This is a genomic window from Tropicibacter sp. S64, from assembly GCF_049803835.1.
Lineage (GTDB): Bacteria > Pseudomonadota > Alphaproteobacteria > Rhodobacterales > Rhodobacteraceae > Pacificoceanicola.
The window spans coordinates 26995-44795 of record NZ_JBNAGK010000009.1 but is presented as its reverse complement, the minus strand read 5'-3'; the positions used below and the strand labels follow the sequence as shown (position 1 = coordinate 44795).

At 66.1% G+C, this 17801-nt stretch carries 20 protein-coding genes; 15 read left to right on the top strand and 5 right to left on the bottom strand.

Annotated features, from left to right (window positions below):
- The first annotated feature begins 159 nt into the window (after positions 1–159).
- Positions 160–1170: a GlxA family transcriptional regulator gene (locus ACP159_RS14950; RefSeq protein ID WP_425100512.1), complete on the top strand. Its 1011-nt coding sequence runs from the start codon at positions 160–162 to the stop codon at positions 1168–1170.
- Positions 1171–1194: 24 nt separating this feature from the next.
- Positions 1195–1695, top strand: a complete 501-nt coding sequence (locus ACP159_RS14945) for a GNAT family N-acetyltransferase (protein WP_425100511.1) — start codon at positions 1195–1197, stop codon at positions 1693–1695.
- 153 nt (positions 1696–1848) lie between these two features.
- Here the strand turns inward: ACP159_RS14945 and ACP159_RS14940 are convergent, their stop codons facing one another.
- Positions 1849–2268, bottom strand: a complete 420-nt coding sequence (locus ACP159_RS14940; RefSeq protein ID WP_425100510.1) for a hypothetical protein — start codon at positions 2266–2268, stop codon at positions 1849–1851.
- A gap of 88 nt (positions 2269–2356) precedes the next feature.
- Positions 2357–3439, bottom strand: a complete 1083-nt coding sequence (locus ACP159_RS14935; RefSeq protein WP_425100509.1) for a PQQ-dependent sugar dehydrogenase — start codon at positions 3437–3439, stop codon at positions 2357–2359.
- Between the two features lie 162 nt (positions 3440–3601).
- Here ACP159_RS14935 and ACP159_RS14930 point away from each other — a divergent pair, with 162 nt between their 5' ends.
- The 9 genes from ACP159_RS14930 to ACP159_RS14890 all read left to right on the top strand — a co-directional run bounded on the left by ACP159_RS14930 (position 3602) and on the right by ACP159_RS14890 (position 11136).
- Complete coding sequence (locus tag ACP159_RS14930; protein ID WP_425100508.1) at positions 3602–4798, top strand: ABC transporter substrate-binding protein; 1197 nt, start codon at positions 3602–3604, stop codon at positions 4796–4798.
- 221 nt (positions 4799–5019) lie between these two features.
- Positions 5020–5799: an ABC transporter ATP-binding protein gene (locus tag ACP159_RS14925; RefSeq protein WP_425100507.1), complete on the top strand. Its 780-nt coding sequence runs from the start codon at positions 5020–5022 to the stop codon at positions 5797–5799.
- A 281-nt stretch (positions 5800–6080) separates the two neighbouring features.
- Complete coding sequence (locus tag ACP159_RS14920) at positions 6081–6680, top strand: hypothetical protein (RefSeq protein WP_425100506.1); 600 nt, start codon at positions 6081–6083, stop codon at positions 6678–6680.
- A gap of 37 nt (positions 6681–6717) precedes the next feature.
- On the top strand, positions 6718–7545 hold the full coding sequence (locus ACP159_RS14915) for an ABC transporter ATP-binding protein (RefSeq protein ID WP_425100505.1): 828 nt from the start codon (positions 6718–6720) through the stop codon (positions 7543–7545).
- Between the two features lie 20 nt (positions 7546–7565).
- Positions 7566–8102 carry a hypothetical protein gene (locus ACP159_RS14910; RefSeq protein WP_425100504.1) on the top strand — a complete coding sequence of 179 codons (537 nt, stop codon included), beginning with the start codon at positions 7566–7568 and terminating at the stop codon, positions 8100–8102.
- On the top strand, positions 8099–8485 hold the full coding sequence (locus ACP159_RS14905; protein WP_425100503.1) for a hypothetical protein: 387 nt from the start codon (positions 8099–8101) through the stop codon (positions 8483–8485). Before ACP159_RS14910 ends, ACP159_RS14905 begins: the two co-directional genes overlap by 4 nt.
- Positions 8486–8499: 14 nt before the next feature.
- Positions 8500–9510: a branched-chain amino acid ABC transporter permease gene (locus tag ACP159_RS14900; protein WP_425100501.1), complete on the top strand. Its 1011-nt coding sequence runs from the start codon at positions 8500–8502 to the stop codon at positions 9508–9510.
- A 3-nt stretch (positions 9511–9513) separates the two neighbouring features.
- Positions 9514–10794, top strand: a complete 1281-nt coding sequence (locus tag ACP159_RS14895) for a branched-chain amino acid ABC transporter permease (RefSeq protein ID WP_425100500.1) — start codon at positions 9514–9516, stop codon at positions 10792–10794.
- Between the two features lie 108 nt (positions 10795–10902).
- On the top strand, positions 10903–11136 hold the full coding sequence (locus tag ACP159_RS14890) for a hypothetical protein (protein ID WP_425100499.1): 234 nt from the start codon (positions 10903–10905) through the stop codon (positions 11134–11136).
- A gap of 10 nt (positions 11137–11146) precedes the next feature.
- Here ACP159_RS14890 and ACP159_RS14885 read toward each other — a convergent pair whose 3' ends face one another.
- On the bottom strand, positions 11147–11767 hold the full coding sequence (locus ACP159_RS14885) for a helix-turn-helix domain-containing protein (RefSeq protein ID WP_425100498.1): 621 nt from the start codon (positions 11765–11767) through the stop codon (positions 11147–11149).
- Positions 11768–11835: 68 nt separating this feature from the next.
- On the opposite strand from ACP159_RS14885, the gene ACP159_RS14880 reads away from it, so the two are divergent.
- The 4 genes from ACP159_RS14880 (at position 11836) to ACP159_RS14865 (ending at position 15750) form a co-directional block, all read left to right on the top strand.
- Positions 11836–13341, top strand: coding sequence for a class I adenylate-forming enzyme family protein (locus ACP159_RS14880; protein WP_425100497.1), 1506 nt, complete (start codon positions 11836–11838; stop codon positions 13339–13341).
- Between the two features lie 64 nt (positions 13342–13405).
- Positions 13406–14047 (top strand): DsbA family oxidoreductase, encoded by a 642-nt coding sequence (locus ACP159_RS14875; protein WP_425100496.1) that lies wholly within the window; start codon positions 13406–13408, stop codon positions 14045–14047.
- A gap of 2 nt (positions 14048–14049) precedes the next feature.
- Entirely contained in the window at positions 14050–14397 is a 348-nt protein-coding gene (locus ACP159_RS14870) for a potassium channel family protein (RefSeq protein ID WP_425100707.1), read from the top strand.
- 141 nt (positions 14398–14538) lie between these two features.
- Positions 14539–15750, top strand: coding sequence for a multidrug effflux MFS transporter (locus ACP159_RS14865; RefSeq protein ID WP_425100495.1), 1212 nt, complete (start codon positions 14539–14541; stop codon positions 15748–15750).
- Between the two features lie 14 nt (positions 15751–15764).
- Here the strand turns inward: ACP159_RS14865 and ACP159_RS14860 are convergent, their stop codons facing one another.
- Positions 15765–17309 (bottom strand): methyl-accepting chemotaxis protein, encoded by a 1545-nt coding sequence (locus ACP159_RS14860; protein WP_425100494.1) that lies wholly within the window; start codon positions 17307–17309, stop codon positions 15765–15767.
- Positions 17306–17635, bottom strand: coding sequence for a hypothetical protein (locus tag ACP159_RS14855; protein ID WP_425100493.1), 330 nt, complete (start codon positions 17633–17635; stop codon positions 17306–17308). The genes ACP159_RS14860 and ACP159_RS14855 overlap by 4 nt, the downstream gene beginning before the upstream one ends.
- Between the last annotated feature and the right edge of the window lie 166 nt (positions 17636–17801).

Here is a 17801-nt window from a genome sequence, read left to right as displayed (position 1 = left end):
GATAACGTGACCGCTCTATACAGAAAGGAATCGGCAGGCCCAACACCGAAATTGCGCTGTCTGCGCGCACTCCCTTGACGCCGGGAGCGGGTTTGTGCCCTTGTCTTCGGCGCAAGATGCGACACTGGCTGTCGCAAACCCCTGAAAGGATGCCGTACGTTGCTGCCATCGCCCAAGCGCCAGATCGTCGAACTGGACGACGTCCCGGACAAGCCGCGCCGCTTCGTCTTCGTTCTGCTCGAGAACTTCACGCTGCTGAGTTTCGCGGCGGCGATCGACTGCCTGCGCCTGGCGAACCGCATGTCGGGCAAACGCCTGTACGAATGGGTGCTTCTGGGCGAGAGCGCCGACACGGTCAAATGCTCCACCGGCACCGAGTTCAAGCTGGAAGGCGGCTTCGAAGAGCTGAGCCGCGGGGACACCGTGGTGGTCTGCGGCGGCGCGGACGTCCAGGATGCCACGACGAAGAAGCTGCTGAACTGGCTGCGGCGCGAGGCCCGCAAGGGTGTCAGCGTGGCCGGGCTATGTACCGCGGCCTACTCGCTGGCCAAGGCCGGGCTTCTGGATGGCAAGCGGGCGACGATCCACTGGGAGAATCAGGACAGTTTTTCCGAGGAGTTCGAGGAGGTCATCCTCACCAAGTCGGTCTTCACCATCGACGGCAACCGGCTGACCACCGCCGGGGGCACCTCCTCCATCGACCTGTTCCTGCAGGTGATCGCCAACGATCATGGCGAGGAACTGGCCAATGCGGTGGCGGACCAGCAGATCTACAGCTCCATCCGCACGGATCAGGACACCCAGCGGCTCTCCGTGCCGACCCGCATCGGCGTGCGCCACCCGAAGTTGAGCCAGGTGATCCAGCAGATGGAAGCGCATATCGAGGAGACGATCTCGCCGTCGATCCTGGCGCAGGACGTCGGCATGTCGACCCGGCAGCTGGAACGGCTGTTCCGCCGCTACCTAAACCGCTCGCCGAAGCGCTATTACATGGAACTGCGGCTGCAGAAGGCCCGCAACCTGCTGATGCAGACCGACATGAGCGTGATCAACGTGGCGCTGGCCTGCGGCTTCGCCTCACCCTCGCATTTCTCGAAATGCTACCGGGCGCATTACAACACGACCCCGTATCGCGAGCGCGGGGCGCACGCCACGCGCCTGTCGGTGTGAGGCGCGGCAAGGCGGGGGGCGGCGATGATCCGGACCGCCCGCCTGCTGCTCCGCGACGCCCGCGAGAGCGATCTTGCGGACCTGCACGCGATCTTCGGCGACCCCCGGGCGATGCGCTATTGGGACCGCCCGGCCCATGGCGACATCGCTGAAACCCGCGCCGTGCTGGACGAGCTTATGGCTCCGAACCGGACGCAGCGCGAAGACTACGTGCTGGAGTTCGAGGGGCGCTGCATCGGCAAGGCCGGGCTGTGGCGTGCGCCGCAGCTGGGCTACATCCTGCACCCGGACGCCTGGGGACAGGGCCTGATGACCGAGGCGCTGGCGGCAATCCTCCCGCGCTGCTGGTCCCGCTTCCCGCAGATGCCCGCGATCCTCGCCGAACTGGATCCGCGCAATGCCGCGTCGATCCGCCTGCTGGACCGCTTCGGCTTCACCCGCACGGCCCTGCGGCAACAGGATTTCCTCTACGGTGGAACCACCTGGTGCGACACGGCCGTCTACACCCTGCCACGGCCCGCCTGAACCAGCCGCGCCCTGCCCTTCTTTGGTCCGCAAATACCGCGGGGGGAGAGGCCGCAGGCCACGACGGGGGCAGAGCCCCCGCCTGTCCCCAGGACAGGCCCCCGGTCGCCGCGCGCCCGCGCGGCGAAACCTCTCTCCTCGGGAGCCGGGGCTTCAGAACAACTCGTTCAGCTTGATGAAATCGCTGTTGAACCGGAAGTTGATCGAGATCACCTCGCTGCCGGTGTCGTGGTAGAACACATAGGCATAGAGGTAGTTCGTGCCGGTCCAGTAGGCGATCAACTCCTGCGCAAAGCCGTTCTCATGCTGCGCCCGGCGCAGGACGGCGACATTGGCGAAGTCCTGCGGGTAGAGCCGCTCCACCGTCGCGTCGAGGTCGTCGAGCTGCGCCACCGTCATCTCGTCCGCCCCGCCGAAACGGATCATCAGCTCCTGCATCTGGCGGGTGACGAGCAGGTCGTCCATGGTTCCCCGCATCTCGTCATAGCTGCCGAAAATCGGCTCTCGCTCCTGCGCGGCGAGTGGTGTGGCACAGGTCAGAGCGGCAAGGCAAAGGGCAGACAGAATGCGCATGGGGGCAACTCCATTGGATTGAATCTGCCGCCATGCTGCCACGAAGCCTCTTGCCGGAAAAGAGAAATCCGGCGGGTTGGCGTGCCGGTCACTCCAACCGGTAGAGTGCGCCGTCCTGCACCGACAGGAACCACAGCCGACCGTCCGGCCCCTGCGCCACGTCGCGCACGCGGCCCGTCTCGGGGCTGCTGATCTGTTCCACTTCGCGCAGCGGGTCTCCGGCCAGCCGCGCGATGTAGTCGAACTTCAGCGAGCCGATGAAGGCATTGCCATCCCACGGCCCGCCTTCGAAGAAGGTCATGCCCGAGGGGGCCATGGAGGGGTCCCAGAAATGCACCGGCTGTTTCATGCCCTCCTTTTCGGTGCCCTCGCCGATCGGGGAGCCATTGTAGTTGACGCCATAGGAGATCACCGGCCAGCCGTAGTTCGCGCCCTTCTCGATGCGGTTGACCTCGTCGCCCCCGCGTGCGCCGTGTTCCACGGTCCAGAGCTGGCCGGACGCGTCCAGCGCCGCGCCCTGCGGGTTGCGGTGGCCGTAGCTCCAGATTTCAGGCTGTGCCCCGTCCGTACCGGCAAAGGGATTGCCCGGCACCGGAGCGCCCTCCTTCGTGATGTGCAGCACCGAGCCGTTGTGCATGGACAGGTCTTGCGCCTGATCGCCGTTGCCCCGGTCGCCAATGGTGACGAAGAGCGTGCCGTCGCGGGATTCCACCAGGCGGGCGCCGAAGTGCACGCCGCCCCGGGTGCCCCGCGCAATCTCGAAGATGGTCTCGCCCTGCGTCAGGCTGCGCCCGTCCTCCGAGAGCGTCGCGCGGTACACGGCGGTTCCCGCCCCCCGGATGCCCTGCCGCTTCGAATAAGTGAAGAACAGCTGCCGCGTCTGCGCGAAATCGGCGGGCACGAGGATGTCCAGCAGACCGCCCTGCCCGTCCGCGGCGACCTTCGGCGGATTCGCCACCTGCCAGCGCGCGCCGTCCTTCTGGGCAAGCAGCGCGCCGTCCCGCAGCGTCACCAGCACGGTTTCGTCCGGCAGCACGTCGAAGGCCCAGGGGGTATCGAGCCCGTCCATCACGGGCACCGCCTGCAAGGGTCCGCTCTGCGTTTCCACCGGGCCAGCCGTCGCGGCCCCGGCCATCAGCGGCAATCCTAGAAACATCATCGGTCTGATCATCACTCACCTCCTCGTGAGGAGATGGGCGCAGGGCCCGCCCGGACAAGGCCGCGCTGACGCGTTTGTGACCAAGCGGCAGCCATCACGCGCCCTCTTTTCTTTTGCAAACCTGACGCATAGGCTCGGGTTCAGAACGTGCTGTTCCAATAAGGGAGACCAACAATGAAAAAACTGCTGATGGCCACGGCGGCCACTGCCCTGCTCGCCGGCGCGGCCCATGCCGAAAGCCACGGGAACGCGATCAAGCTTGGCGTGATCCTCGGCTTCACCGGCCCGATCGAAAGCCTGACCCCCGCCATGGCGGCGGGCGCGGAAATCGCGATGAAGGAAGTCAGCGACAGCGGCAAGCTGCTGGGCGGTGCGATGATCGAGCCGGTCCGCGCCGACAGCACCTGTGTCGACAGCGCCGCCGCCACCGCCGCCGCTGAGCGCCTGATCACCGCTGACGGGATCAAGGGCATCATGGGTGCGGATTGCTCCGGCGTGACCGGCGCGGTTCTGGCCAACGCCGCCGTGCCGAACGGCATGGTGATGATCTCGCCGTCCGCCACCTCCCCGGCGCTGTCCGAGGCCGAGGACAACGGCCTGTTCTTCCGCACCGCGCCCTCCGATGCACGTCAGGGTGCCGTGCTGGCGCAGATCCTGCTCGACAAGGGGATCAACACGGTTGCGGTGACCTACACCAACAACGACTACGGCAAGGGCTTCGCCGATGCCTTCGACCAGAATTACACCGCGGGCGGCGGCACGGTGACGATCACCGCCGCGCATGAGGACGGCAAGGCCGATTATTCCGCCGAGGTTGGTGCGCTGGCCTCCGCGGGCGGCGACGCACTGGTCGTGCTGGGCTATGTCGACCAGGGCGGCGCGGGCATCATCCAGGGCGCACTGGACACCGGCGCCTTCGACACCTTCGCGCTGGGTGACGGCATGATCGGCGACAGCCTGACCGACCGCTTCGGCGACGCCATCGACGGCGCCATCGGCACCATCGCGGGCTCCGAGAACGAAGGCGCGCCGAAGTTCGCCGAGATGGCGACGGCGGCGGGCATCGACGGCACCGCCGTCTACGCGGGCGAAAGCTATGACGCCGCGGCGCTGATCCTGCTCGCCATGGCGGCGGCGGGCTCCGCCGAGCCGGGCGACTACGCGGGCAAGATCATGGACGTGGCCAACGCGCCGGGCGAGGTGATCCTGCCGGGTGAACTGGCCAAGGGTCTGGAAATCCTCGCGAATGGCGGCGACATCGACTATGCGGGCGCAACCGGAGTCGAGCTGGTCGGCCCGGGCGAGGCCGCCGGGTCCTACGCGGAATACACCGTCGAGGGCGGCAAGCTGAAGGTCGTGGGCTACCACTGACCGCAGCGGTCCGGCCCGGAAACGAGCTTGCACAATCCGGCGGCGCGGGGCATTCCCGCGCCGCCGTCATAAGCAAAGAGGGTCCAAAGAGCGTTTCGGGAAAAACCGGTATCGCAAGAGCGCTGTCACGCTGACGCTTTCTCGCGACTTTTGCGATACGGATTGAATGCGGTATTCCGCGAAACGCTGTAAGGGCTCCGTGCACAGGGGATAATGCCACAGTGATCCGGGTCGAGAACCTTCACCGCCATTTCGGTGGCTTCCGTGCCGTCGATGGCGCGTCTCTGGAGATTGCCAAGGGCTCGATCACCGGCCTGGTCGGGCCGAACGGCGCGGGCAAGACCACGCTGTTCAACGTGATTGCCGGTGCCTTGCCGCCAACTTCTGGCCGGGTGTTCATGGATGGCGAGGAGATCACCGGCCTGCCGCCGCATGAACTCTTTCACAAGGGACTGCTCAGGACCTTCCAGATCGCGCATGAGTTCTCGAGCATGTCCTGCCGCGAGAACCTGATGATGGTGCCGGGCGGGCAATCGGGCGAAGTCCTCTGGAACACCTGGTTCGGCCGCAAGCGGATCGCGGAGGAAGAGCGGGCGCTGCGGGCGAAGGCCGACGAGGTGCTGGACTTCCTGACCATCTCGCATCTGGCGGACCACCCGGCGGGGGCAATCTCCGGCGGGCAGAAGAAGCTGCTGGAGCTCGGGCGGACAATGATGGTCGACGCCAAGATCGTCTTCCTCGACGAGGTTGGCGCGGGCGTGAACCGCACGCTGCTGATGACCATCGCCGATACGATCCTGCGGCTCAACAAGGAACGCGGCTACACCTTCTGCGTGATCGAGCACGACATGGATTTCATCGGCAAGATCTGCGATCCGGTGATCGTCATGGCCGAGGGCAAGAAGCTGGCCGAGGGCACGCTGGCCGAGATCAAGGCCAACGAGGCGGTGATCGAGGCCTATCTCGGGACCGGGCTGAAGAACAAGGAGCAGGTGGGATGAGGGGTTGCGCCACGCCCTGCGTGTCGCCGGGGAGTCGCGCGCCTGCGGCGCGCGCTGGAGCTCCGCTCGGTCCGGGGCTTCGCCCGTCCGTCCCTCAAACGCTCCCCCGGAGCGTTTGCCGCTTCGCGGACCGGGTCGAACCCACGCGGTATTTCAGGACCAAAGAAGCACTGCAGCGTTTCTGGTTTAACCAGAACCATCGAGCGGCACGCCTGTCCCGAAAATACAAAGTATGGCAGGGCATGCGTGCCTCAGGTTTAACCAGAAACGCTTTGGGCGCTTTGTTTGCCCTTGGTCTGGCTCTATGTCCCGGGTTGGCTTTGGCGCAGGCGCATGTGGGCGCGGCGATTGTCGATGGCAAGCCGGTGGCGCTTTACGACGATGGGACCTGGGAGTTCGTGTTCAAGCCGAAGCCGGGCTGTCAGACGCTGACGAAGCGGATCAGCCTGTGCGGCGAGAAGGGGCAGTGGAAGCGGATGCGGTCGGACGACCCGGAGACGCTCGCCAGCTTCCTGTCGCGGGGCGACTTCTATGTGAACATGTACCTCGACGAGAGCGGGCTGCGCGACGATGTCACCATGGCGTTCCTGCGCGAGGCGGTTCTGGAGAATGCCGCCGCCGGGACCGGGGCGATGATCGAGGACATCCCGGTTCTGGGCATCGAGGAAACCGAAGTCGACGGTCGGCCCGGGGAGACCCTCGTCTACGGCGTCGAGTTCAACGGCACGCCTTTCGTGATGGCGAACACCATCGTGCTGACGGCGGACATCTCCTTGCAGGCCGTCGTGTTCAACATCGGCCGGGAGTATACGGACATGCATCGGGCGGAAGTCGCGGCGGTTCTGGCAGGCCTGCGGCTCGGCGAGGATGATGCGGATTGAGCGGGCCTCAGAGACAGGTCCGGGAAGGACGGAAGGCATGACGACAGGCGCATATGACGACCGGGGCAACCGGGACATGAGCCTTGGCAATGCGGCGGGCATGGGTACGGTCGACGGCTATCGCGGGAGCGGCACGGCGCGGCCCGGCGGGCCGGGGCCGTTCCTGATCGGCGAGGCCATGACCGGCGGCTATGGCAAGTCCGGGCCGGACATCCTGCATGACTGCACGATAGCCGTGGAGAAGGGCGAGATCGCCGTCATTGTCGGCCCGAACGGCGCGGGCAAGTCGACGGCGATGAAGGCGGTGTTCGGGATGCTGGACCTGCGCCAGGGCTCGGTGCGGCTCGACGGCGAGGACATCACCGACCTCAGCCCGCAGGCGCGGGTGCGCCACGGCATGGGCTTCGTGCCGCAGACCTCGAACATCTTCACCTCCATGACCGTGGAGGAGAACCTCGAAATGGGTGCCTTCATCCGGGAGGACGATTTCCGGGGCACCATGGCGCAGGTTTACGACCTGTTCCCGATCCTGAAGGAGAAGCGCTTTCAGGCAGCCGGGGAACTCTCCGGCGGGCAACGCCAGCAGGTGGCGGTGGGCCGGGCGCTGATGACCGAGCCGAAGGTGCTGATGCTGGACGAGCCGACAGCGGGGGTCTCCCCGATCGTCATGGACGAGCTCTTCGACCGCATCATCGAGGTGGCGCGGACGGGCATCTCCATCCTGATGGTGGAGCAGAACGCCCGGCAGGCGCTGGAAATCGCCGACAAGGGTTATGTGCTCGTTCAGGGGGCGAACGCGCATACCGGCAGCGGCAAGGATCTGCTGGCCGATGACGAGGTGCGGCGCTCCTTCCTGGGAGGGTGATGCGCGTGGCGGGGGCGGATTTGAGTATCTGGAAAGAGAAGAAACAGGGGGCTGGCGACCGTTCGCTCTGCCGTTGGCTCGGGGTTGGCGTGCTCGCGCTTTGCCTCGGGGCGGGACCCGTTTCGGCGCAGGATGACGCCATCACCGATGACATCATCGAAGACGATCCCGGCGATGTGCACGAGGACGGAGCGCTGCCGCAGATGACCGTCGAGACCGCGCCGGTGCAGGCGGACGTGGCGCTGAACTGTGCCTTCGCGACGGAGTGTTACGAGGACGAGGGCTGTCAGGACAGTGGCTTTGGCTTCCTGCTGGATGGCCACGGCGGCGGTCTCGACGAGGCGACGCTGATGATGGAGGCGATGATCTCCTCGGAGGCCGGTGACGTGTTCCTGATGGGCGCGCGGGATGCCGGAGCCTATGTGCTCTCGGGCGGCGGGTTCGATGCGCGGCACATGCTGACCATCGGCGCGGAGGGCGCGGCACGCTACACGGTGCATTACGCGGAGGGGCCGCAGGTGATTTCCTACCTCGGGCGCTGCGAGGTGGCGGAATGAAAGCGGTCCTTCTGGGTCTCTGCCTGCTTGCCCCCCTGCCCGCGCAGGCGTTGGAGCGCTACGTTTGTCATCTCGAAACGCTGTGCACCTCAAAGGGCTGCAAAACGGTGAAACCTGACTTCGCCAACCCGCATGTCTTCGAATACGACTCCGGTGCGACGACAGGCGTACTCAAGTTCCACGGCCAGGTTTTCGACCTGCAGGTCTTCGAGGAGCCCTTCGTGGTATCCTTCCTCGACCGGATGGAGCAGGGCTTTCGCGGCTTCGCCATCGACCGCACGCAACTGAGCATGGTCGCCACCCGCACCGATCCGAATTTCCCCACCTTCCACCGGGGAACCTGTGAACAGGACCTGGCCCTCGGGCCGGACCTGAGCCGTTAGAAAGGAATACGCCGTTGGACCTGCTCAACGCCTTCGTCGCGCTTGCGAATTTCGTGCTGATCCCGGCCATCGCCTATGGCAGCCAGCTGGCGCTCGGGGCGCTGGGGGTGACGCTGATCTACGGCATCCTGCGCTTCTCCAACTTCGCCCATGGCGACACCATGGCCTTCGGCACCATGGTGGTGATCCTCGTGACCTGGCTGTTCCAGTCCTGGGGGATCTCGCTCGGGCCGTTGCCCACGGCCCTGCTGGCGATCCCCTTCGGCATTGCCGCAACGGCGGCGCTGGTGCTTGGGACGGATCGGGTGGTCTATCGCTTCTACCGAAAACAGAAAGTCAAGCCGGTGATCCTTGTCATGGTCTCGCTTGGCGTGATGTTCATCTACAACGGCATCACGCGGATCATTCTCGGGCCCGACGACCAGCGCTTCGACGATGGCGCGCGGTTCCTGATCAATGCGCGGGATTTCAAGGAATGGTCCGGGCTGGAGGAAGGCCTCGCGCTGCGCTCGACGCAGGCGTTGACGGTCGTGGTGGCGGTGATCGTCGTGGCGCTGCTGTTCTGGTTCCTGAACAAGACCCGCACGGGCAAGTCGATGCGAGCCTATTCCGACAACGAAGACCTTGCGCTCCTGTCCGGCATCAATCCGGAGAAGGTGGAGCGTGTGACCTGGGTGATCGTGGCGGCGCTGGTGACCATCGCGGGCGTGCTCTACGGGCTCGACAAGTCCTACAAACCGTTCACCTATTTCCAGCTTCTCCTGCCGATTTTCGCCGCGGCCATCGTCGGCGGTCTCGGCTCGCCGCTGGGAGCCATTGCCGGCGGTTTCGTCATCGCCTTCAGCGAGGTCGGCATCACCTATGCCTGGAAGAAGGTGCTGACCCATGCCCTGCCCGAGAGCCTCGCCCCCGACGGCCTCGTGCAGCTGATGTCCACCGACTACAAATTCGCGGTCAGCTTCGTGATCCTGGTGATCGTGCTGCTGTTCAGGCCCACCGGGCTGTTCAAGGGAAAGGCGGTGTAAGCCATGCGGACGATTGGACTTTTCGCGGCTGTAGCGCTGCTGATCGTGGGCACCGGGGTGCTGCAGAGCTGGAATGCGGCGCTCTTGATCCTGAACATGGGTCTGGTGAGCGCGGTGATGGCTCTGGGGGTGAACCTGCAATGGGGCATCGCCGGGCTGTTCAACGTCGGGATCATGGGGTTTGTCGCTTTGGGCGGGCTGGCGGTGGTGCTGACCTCCACCGCGCCGGTTGGCGAGGCCTGGGCGGCGGGCGGCCTGCGGGTGATGCTGGGTCTGGTCCTCGGCGCGGCAACGGTCGTGGCGGCGGTGCTGGTCTGGGGCCGGATGCGGAACGGCTGGCTCACCGCGGCGGTGCTCGTCATCGGTTTCTTCGTGTTCCGCTGGGTCTTCGATCCCGGTGTCGAGGCGGTCGAGGCGGTCAATCCAGCGCTGCAGGGCAATCTCGGCGGCCTCAATCTGCCGGTCCTGCTGGCCTGGCCGATGGGCGGGTTGCTGGCGGCGGGGGCGGCCTGGGTGATCGGCAAGACGGCGCTCGGCCTGCGCTCCGACTATCTCGCCATCGCCACGCTCGGCATCGCGGAGATCGTCATCGCCGTTATGAAGAACGAGGACTGGCTGGCGCGTGGGGTCAAGAACGTGATCGGCCTGCCCCGGCCCGTGCCCTACGAGGTGGACCTGCAGAACGATCCCGGGTTCGTGGAGACGGCGGCGGGCTTCGGGCTCGATCCGACGACCGCGTCCACGCTGACGGTGAAACTCGGCTATTCGCTGCTCTTCGCCGCCGTGCTGATCGTCCTGCTGGTTCTGGCGCAACTGGCGCTGAACTCGCCCTGGGGGCGGATGATGCGGGCGATCCGCGACAACGAGGTCTCCGCCCGCGCCATGGGCAAGGACGTGACCTTCCGGCATTTGCAGGTCTTCATCCTCGGCAGCGCGATCTGCGGCATTGCCGGGGCGATGATGACCACCCTCGACGGCCAGCTGACCCCCGGCACCTACCAGCCGCTGCGCTATACCTTCCTGATCTGGGTGATGGTTATCGTCGGCGGCTCCGGCAACAACCTCGGCGCGGTGCTCGGCGGGTTCCTGATCTGGTTCCTCTGGGTGCAGGTGGAGCCCATGGGGCAATGGCTGATGGATGTGATCACCTCCGGCATGGCCGACGGTTCCGCGATCAAGGCGCACCTGCAGGACAGCGCACAGCACTTGCGGCTGCTCACCATGGGGGTGATCCTGCTGCTGGTCCTGCGGTTCAGCCCAAGGGGCCTGCTGCCGGAACGGTAGAGTTTTCTGCCAAATCGGGGCAGGAAGGCCGGGGAACATGCCCCGGCCTTCATCTTTTGTTCAGAATTTGCCCGCAGCATCCGTCTCCAGCGAGAAGGAGACGTGTAGATGGTACTTCCCGAGTCAAACGTGCTGACCCCCGACTTTCTGGCCCGGCTGCAACGCCGGTTTCCGCTTGTGGATGAGAGCAAGCTGGCCCGCCTCGTGGAGGATCACGGCGGGCTGAGTCGCCACCTTGCGGAGCGCCATGACCTGACCGTCCTGGAAGCCCGGGAGGAGTTGCAGGATTTCCTCGGGCTCGAACGTCTGAGTGCGCAGGTTCGGGACGCCTCCTGCGGTTGAGGCCCGGCTGTCAGACCAGCGAGGTGACCCAGAGGATCGTCGCATCCTCCTCGCTGACCGAAATGACGTTGTGGCCCATGGTGCTGTCGTAATAGGCGCTGTCTCCGCGCTTCATCTCCACGGGTTCGTAGAACTCCGTGTATAGCCGGATCACGCCGGTCAGGACGTAGAGGAATTCCTCGCCGTCGTGGCGCACCCAGCCGTCAAACTCGTCCATGGCGCGGGCGCGGACGCGGGCACGGTAGGGCAGCATCTTCTTGCGCGTCAGCGTCTCGGCCAGCAATTCGTGCTCGTAGGTCGCCGTGGCGTGGCTCTGGCCATCGCCGCTCCGGGTCACGGTCATGCGGCCGTTGACCTTCTCCTGCTGCGGCGGGGTGAACAGCTGCGGCACCGAAATCTGCAGGCCCACGGCGAGCTTCTTGAGCGCGTCATAGGTCGGGGACATCTGGCCGTTTTCGATCTTCGAGAGCGTCGACCGGGCGAGCCCTGCCTGCCGCGCCGCCTGTTCCAGCGTCCAGGCCTTTTCCTTGCGCAACTCGCGCACACGCTGGCCGAGGTCCAGCGGCTCCGCGCCGTGCTCGTGGCCGGAACTGCGCGCGATGCGGATCAGGGATTTGGGGTCTTTTGTCATGCACCTAGCCTATAGGGCCCGCCCCGGCCCCTTGCAAGCATGGGGCGGTGGGCCTAAGCCTTGCGGTCATGGTATCTCTCTTTTTCGAGGGGGCCTTTGCCCCCTGCCCCGCGCCCTTCAACCTCGCCGCCCATGTGCTCGCCGCCGGTGCCGCGACACCGGACAAGATTGCCCTCGCAATCCTGAAACCGACCGGCGCGGAACGCTGGTCCTATGCGCGTCTCATCGCAGCGGTGCGCGGCACCGCAACGGGACTACGGCAGGCGGGGCTCAAACCCGGGGACATCGTACTGATGCGGCTTGGCAATACGGTGGATTTCCCGATTGCCTATCTCGGCGCGATTGCGGCCGGAATCGTGCCGGTTCCGACCTCATCACAGCTGACCGTGCCCGAAGTGACCAAAATCGTGCAGCATCTGACCCCGAAAGCGATCCTGCGCGGGGACGGCGTGCCCTGCCCCGAGACTGATGTGCCGACATTCGGACCGCAGGACTACGAAGCCTGGCACGGGTTGCCCCCGGCGGACTACGATCTCGGCGATCCGGAGCGGCTCGCCTATATCGTCTACACCTCCGGCACCTCCGGCACGCCCCGCGCCGTGGGTCATGCCCACCGCGCGATCTGGGCCCGGCAGATGATGATGGAGGGCTGGTACGGGTTGCAGAGCACCGACCGGCTGCTGCACGCGGGTGCGTTCAACTGGACCTTCACTCTCGGCACCGGGCTGATGGACCCCTGGACCATGGGCGCCACGGCGCTGATCCCCGCGGCAGGCACCGACGCCGCGCAACTCGGCCTCCTGCTCAAGCGCAACGACGCCACGATTTTCGCCGCCGCGCCGGGGGTTTACCGGCAGATGCTGAAATTCCCGCTGGCCTCGATGCCGAAGCTGCGGCACGGGCTGGCCGCCGGAGAAAAGCTGCCCGACAGTGTGCGGGAGGCCTGGCGCGACGCCACGGGCGGCGAAATCTACGAGGCCTACGGCATGTCGGAGTGCTCGACCTTCATCTCCTCCGCCCCGGCCCGCCCCAATGCACCCGGCGCCCTCGGCGCGCCGCAGCGGGGCCGCCATGTCGCGCTGGTCGACGAGAGCGGGACGCCGGTTCCGCTCGGCGAGGAAGGCGTCATCGCCGTACACCGGGACGATCCGGGGTTGATGCTCGGCTACATCGGCGCACCGGAGGCCACGGCGGAGAAATTCGCGGGCGACTGGTTTCTGAGCGGCGACAAGGGCGTGATGGACGAGGCCGGACAGATCCGCTACCTCGGTCGCTCCGACGACATGATGAACGCCGGCGGATACCGTGTCTCGCCGCTGGAGGTCGAGGCCGCGCTGGCCGGCCTGCCGGGCATCACGGAAATCGCCGTCACGGACGTGGAGGTCAAACCCGGCGTCCGCGTCATCGCCGCCTTCTACACCGCCGAAACCGCGCTGGAAGAGGAGGCCCTGAAGGCCGCGGCGGAGGCGCGCATCGCCCGCTACAAGCAGCCCCGGGCATGGATCCACGTCGACACCCTGCCGCGCAACCCCAATGGAAAGCTGCAGCGGCAGCGGTTGAAAGAGCAGTTCTGAGACCGGCCAGACCCTCGCAATCCCCCGCAATTCCGACTATAGCCGGGGCAACGAAGGGAAACCCATGATCCAGCTTGATATCTTCTCGGACCCGATCTGCCCGTGGTGCTACATCGGCAAGGCCAACCTCGACCGCGCCCTGGAGGCGCGGCCCGATCATCCGTTCCGGGTGCGCTGGCTGCCGTTCATGCTCAATCCGGACATGCCGAAGGGCGGCATGGACCGGCGCGACTATCTCGAGACGAAATTCGGCGGGCAGGACGGCGCGGTGCGGGCCTATCTGCCGGTGACCGAGCACGCGCAGCAGGCCGGGGTGAAGATCAACCTCGATGCGATCCGGACGACACCGTCCACGGTCGATGCGCATCGGCTGATCCACTGGGCGGAGATGGAGGGCGTGCAGACGCCGGTGGTCTCGGCCCTGTTCCGCGCCTATTTCGTCGACGGCCGCGACATCGGCGACCCGGAGGTCCTGGCCGACATCGCCGACGGCAACGGCATGGACGCGGCGCTGGTGCTGCGCCTGCTGGCCACCGAGGAGGACCGGCGCGAGATATTCGAGCGCGACGCGGCGGCCCGCGGCATGGGGATCACCTCGGTGCCGACCTTCATCGTGGCGCAGCAGCACGCGGTGCCCGGCGCACAGCCGCCCGAGCTCTGGGCGCAGGTCATCGACGAGCTCCTGACCGGACCGGCGCAGACTTGACCATGAAACGCGGCGGCAAGGTTCTCACCCTGATCGTCACACTCCTGGCGATCATCCTGGGCGGCACGGTCTTCTTCCGGGTCGTCGAGGGCTGGAGCTGGCTCGACAGCTACTTCTTCACCGTGGTCACCATTTCCACCGTCGGCTATGGCAACCTCGTGCCAGCCACCGCACTCGGCAAGATCGGCACGACAGTGTTCATCCTGCTGGGGCTGGGCATCTTCGCGGCGGCGATCCAGCAGTTCGGCCTGTTCGCCATGCGCAAGCGGGAGGAGCACACGGAGTGGCTGATCGCGCAGCTCGGCAGCGACGAGCCTGCCGCCAACGAGGACGATCCGCCGGCGCGGTGATTTCTGCGCCGAATTCTCGGGTTGGTGCCTATACGGCGCCCTGACTGTGCGCATACGAACTTTTCAACCCGGGACACGGCGTGTAGAGCGGGCGGGTGCGCCGGGCATTGCCGCCCCCGCACCAGAATCCCCGAGGGCACCATGGCCAATTTCCCGAAAAAGGGTGAGTTCATCGCGATCGTCGCGATGACCATCGCCACCATCGCCTTCGCGATCGACGCGATGTTGCCGGCGTTGCCCGAGTTGACGGCGGAATTCTCTCCCGATGCGCCGAACCGGGTGCAGTTGATCGTGACCATGTTCGTGCTCGGCATGGGTATCGGCACCCTGTTCACCGGCCCGCTGTCGGATGCCTTCGGGCGCAAGCCGGTTCTGCTCGGCGGGTCCCTGCTCTACATCCTCTGCGCCACGGCGGCACTCTGGGCGCAGAGCCTCGAAGCGGTCCTGATCGCGCGATTCTTCCAGGGGCTTGGCGCCGCCGCGCCGCGCGTCGTCGCGCTGGCCATCGTGCGCGACCGCTATGCCGGGCGCGGCATGGCGCAGATCATGTCCTTTGTCATGATCGTCTTTACCCTGGTGCCCGCGATCGCGCCGCTGCTGGGATCGCAACTCGTTGCGCTCGGCGGCTGGCACGCGGTGTTCCTCGCCTTCGCGGTCTTCTCTTTCGTGGTGTCGGGCTGGCTCGCCGTCCGCCTGCCGGAAACGCTGGAGCCGGAGAACCGGATGCCCTTCCGGGTGGCACAGCTGCGGGCGGCGCTGACCGAGATGATGGCGCTGCCGATGGTACGCCTGTCAATCGTCGCGCAGGCCTTCTGCTATGGCGTGCTGTTTTCCATGATCTCGACGGTCCAGCCGGTCTATGACGGGTTCTTCGGTCGGGCCGAGACCTTCCCCCTGTGGTTTGGCGCCATCGCCATCGCCGCAAGCTCCGCGAGTTTCCTCAATGCCGCGCTTGTCATGCGCCTCGGGATGCGCCTGCTGGTGACGGCCATGCTCATCGCGCAGGTAGGTCTGACCCTTGCGATCCTTTGCCTGTTTGCCGTCGGCCTGTCCGGCGATGCGCTGTTCTATGCCTTCGTCGTCTGGCAGGTCGGCGTGTTCTTCCAGGCGGGCCTGACGCTTGGCAACCTCAACGCCCTCGCCATGGAGCCCGTCGGCCATATCGCGGGCCTCGCAGCCTCGGTGATCGGCGCATTGTCCACCGTCGGCGCGGTGATCCTCGCGGTGCCGGTCAGCCTGGCGTTCGACGGAACCCCGGTCCCGGTGGCGATCGGCATCCTGCTGCAGGTGATCGGCGCCTTGGTCGCGCTGCACAGGATGCGCCGCCTCGAACGCGCCGTGACCACCCCGTGACAGCAGCGCCGGGGTCAGGCCCTCCGGGCGTGCCGCGCCTCGGCGGGAGCGGACACGGTGAACTCGCCCAGAACCCGCGAAAGTTCGTTCGCGTGGCTCTGTACGCGCTGTCCGGCGGCGGTCATCTCGGCGCTCTGCCCGATGATCTTCTGGGCCTCCGTATCGAGCGTCACCATCTGCGCGGACAGGTCGCTCATCTCGTCGACCCGGCTTCCCGCGTCGACCCGGATGCCTTCGACCAGGGTGCTCACGTCCTGCACATGCGCGACGATCGTCGCCAGACGCCGTCCCGCCTCATGCACAAGACGCACGCCAGAGGCGACCTCCTCCTCGGAGCTTGAAATCAGGTCCTTGACCCCGCGTGCGGCCTCAGCCGTCCGCATGGAGAGCGCCTGGACCTCCCCAGCCACCACCGCGAAGCCGCGTCCGCTTTCCCCGGCGCGAGCCGCCTCGACCCCGGCGTTGAGCGACAACAGGTTGATCTGAAAAGCAATGTCGTCGATCAGATCCATGATATTGCCGACCTCGCCCGAGCTTTTCTCGATGCGCTCCATCGCGGCAATCGCCTGACGGGTGATCTCCCCGCCCTGATCGGCCTCGCTGCGGGTGGTCGCCATGCGCTCGGACGCCCGCTGCGCCTGCGCGGCGGACTCGCCGAGACGGGCCCCCAGTTGCCGGATCTGCTCGGACTGGTCGGCGAGACCCTGCGCCTGACCATGTGTACCGGTTTCCAGATCGGCGAGGAGCGTGCCGAGCAGTCGAGCCTCGCCGTCGAAGCCTTGCGCCATGGATTTTGCCTTGCACAGCGCCGCGTCAAGCTGTTCCACCGCGAGGTTGAAATCGGCCAGCAGGTCCGAGAACGCCTCCGGCACATCCTCGGTGATGTGGCACCCGAGGTCGCGGCCCGCAAGTTGATGCAGCTTGGCACGCAGGATGCCGACCACCTGCTCCGCCTCCGCCATCATCCGATGCGCCCGGGCCTCCGCAATCTCCGCACGATGGGACTGATCGGCCAGGGTTTCCTTCTGTTCGGTGATCTGCCGGACCATGCGCCGGTCGCGCACCATGGACAGCAGCAGCACGCCGGTTTCGAACACGACGAGTCCGCCATGCAGCGCCGTCCGCAGCAGGTCCTCCATGAAATCCGCGGAAGGATAGACCAGCGATGGCATCACGACGGTCAGGCCAAGGTGATGCACCGCCGTGACTGCGGCACCGACCACCAGCGCTCGCATGCTGCCCAGCGTGGAAATCCCCGCAAGCATGACGAAGTAGATCATATGTGTGTCGAGTTGCCAGGGGTGGCCACGGAAGGACGCCGTCATCACGATGGCCTGCCCGATGAGGCAAACGGCGATCACATCCGCGGCAAGCCGCGACCGTCGCCGCACCGCAACCGCCGAAAACAGCGCCAGAAGCACCACTGCCCCGCTGTCGATCCCCAGGCTGCCGCGGATCATCAGGTCCGAAATCGCCTGCAACACGACCATGCCAAACGCCAGCACGAGAATCGCGCGACCCGCCTCTTCCTGGGATTTCCGCTTTTCAAGAGTACTCATGTCTGTCCAACCCCACAAAACGCCGCGAGAAAAGTCCCGTCGCGGACCAGCCAGGCCCCGAGCCCGTGCAACCGCGCGCGGGGGTCCGGATCATCGAATGTCGCAATGGCCCCGAACAGGGCCTGACCCGGCCCGACCAGATGCCCGCCGCCCCGTTCCACCAGCCGCGCCGCACCCGGCCCCCAGGGCGCCGCGACCACGAGCACCGGCGTACCGGCACCGCTGACGAACGGGCCGAAAAGGCTCTGAATTGCCCAGAATCCCGCCACGAGCAGGGCGGCCAGCGCCATGCAAAGATCAGGAAGGTCTTTTGCGATCCGTTTCATGCAACCGTTGTTATCCCGGGCCCTTTTCGAAACCGTTAGTTTCGGATTCACAGTTTCGCGGTATTTGATGAAAAATGACCCAATACTGTATACCAATGCATACAGAAATTGCGGTATCGCGGAAAATGCAGTAGACCGGGCCGTGACAGCCAGCCAGAGGACGAGG

Excerpts from the sequence above, each read along its gene's own strand:
- ACP159_RS14885 (WP_425100498.1), bottom strand. The coding sequence starts at position 11,767 with ATGACAAAAGACCCCAAATCCCTGATCCGCATCGCGCGCAGTTCCGGC.
- ACP159_RS14930 (WP_425100508.1), top strand. The coding sequence starts at position 3,602 with ATGAAAAAACTGCTGATGGCCACGGCGGCCACTGCCCTGCTCGCCGGC.
- ACP159_RS14865 (WP_425100495.1), top strand. The coding sequence starts at position 14,539 with ATGGCCAATTTCCCGAAAAAGGGTGAGTTCATCGCGATCGTCGCGATG.
- ACP159_RS14860 (WP_425100494.1), bottom strand. The coding sequence starts at position 17,309 with ATGAGTACTCTTGAAAAGCGGAAATCCCAGGAAGAGGCGGGTCGCGCG.
- ACP159_RS14890 (WP_425100499.1), top strand. The coding sequence starts at position 10,903 with ATGGTACTTCCCGAGTCAAACGTGCTGACCCCCGACTTTCTGGCCCGG.
- ACP159_RS14875 (WP_425100496.1), top strand. The coding sequence starts at position 13,406 with ATGATCCAGCTTGATATCTTCTCGGACCCGATCTGCCCGTGGTGCTAC.
- ACP159_RS14855 (WP_425100493.1), bottom strand. The coding sequence starts at position 17,635 with ATGAAACGGATCGCAAAAGACCTTCCTGATCTTTGCATGGCGCTGGCC.
- ACP159_RS14935 (WP_425100509.1), bottom strand. The coding sequence starts at position 3,439 with ATGATCAGACCGATGATGTTTCTAGGATTGCCGCTGATGGCCGGGGCC.
- ACP159_RS14905 (WP_425100503.1), top strand. The coding sequence starts at position 8,099 with ATGAAAGCGGTCCTTCTGGGTCTCTGCCTGCTTGCCCCCCTGCCCGCG.
- ACP159_RS14940 (WP_425100510.1), bottom strand. The coding sequence starts at position 2,268 with ATGCGCATTCTGTCTGCCCTTTGCCTTGCCGCTCTGACCTGTGCCACA.
- ACP159_RS14915 (WP_425100505.1), top strand. The coding sequence starts at position 6,718 with ATGACGACAGGCGCATATGACGACCGGGGCAACCGGGACATGAGCCTT.
- ACP159_RS14945 (WP_425100511.1), top strand. The coding sequence starts at position 1,195 with ATGATCCGGACCGCCCGCCTGCTGCTCCGCGACGCCCGCGAGAGCGAT.
- ACP159_RS14895 (WP_425100500.1), top strand. The coding sequence starts at position 9,514 with ATGCGGACGATTGGACTTTTCGCGGCTGTAGCGCTGCTGATCGTGGGC.
- ACP159_RS14870 (WP_425100707.1), top strand. The coding sequence starts at position 14,050 with ATGAAACGCGGCGGCAAGGTTCTCACCCTGATCGTCACACTCCTGGCG.
- ACP159_RS14880 (WP_425100497.1), top strand. The coding sequence starts at position 11,836 with ATGGTATCTCTCTTTTTCGAGGGGGCCTTTGCCCCCTGCCCCGCGCCC.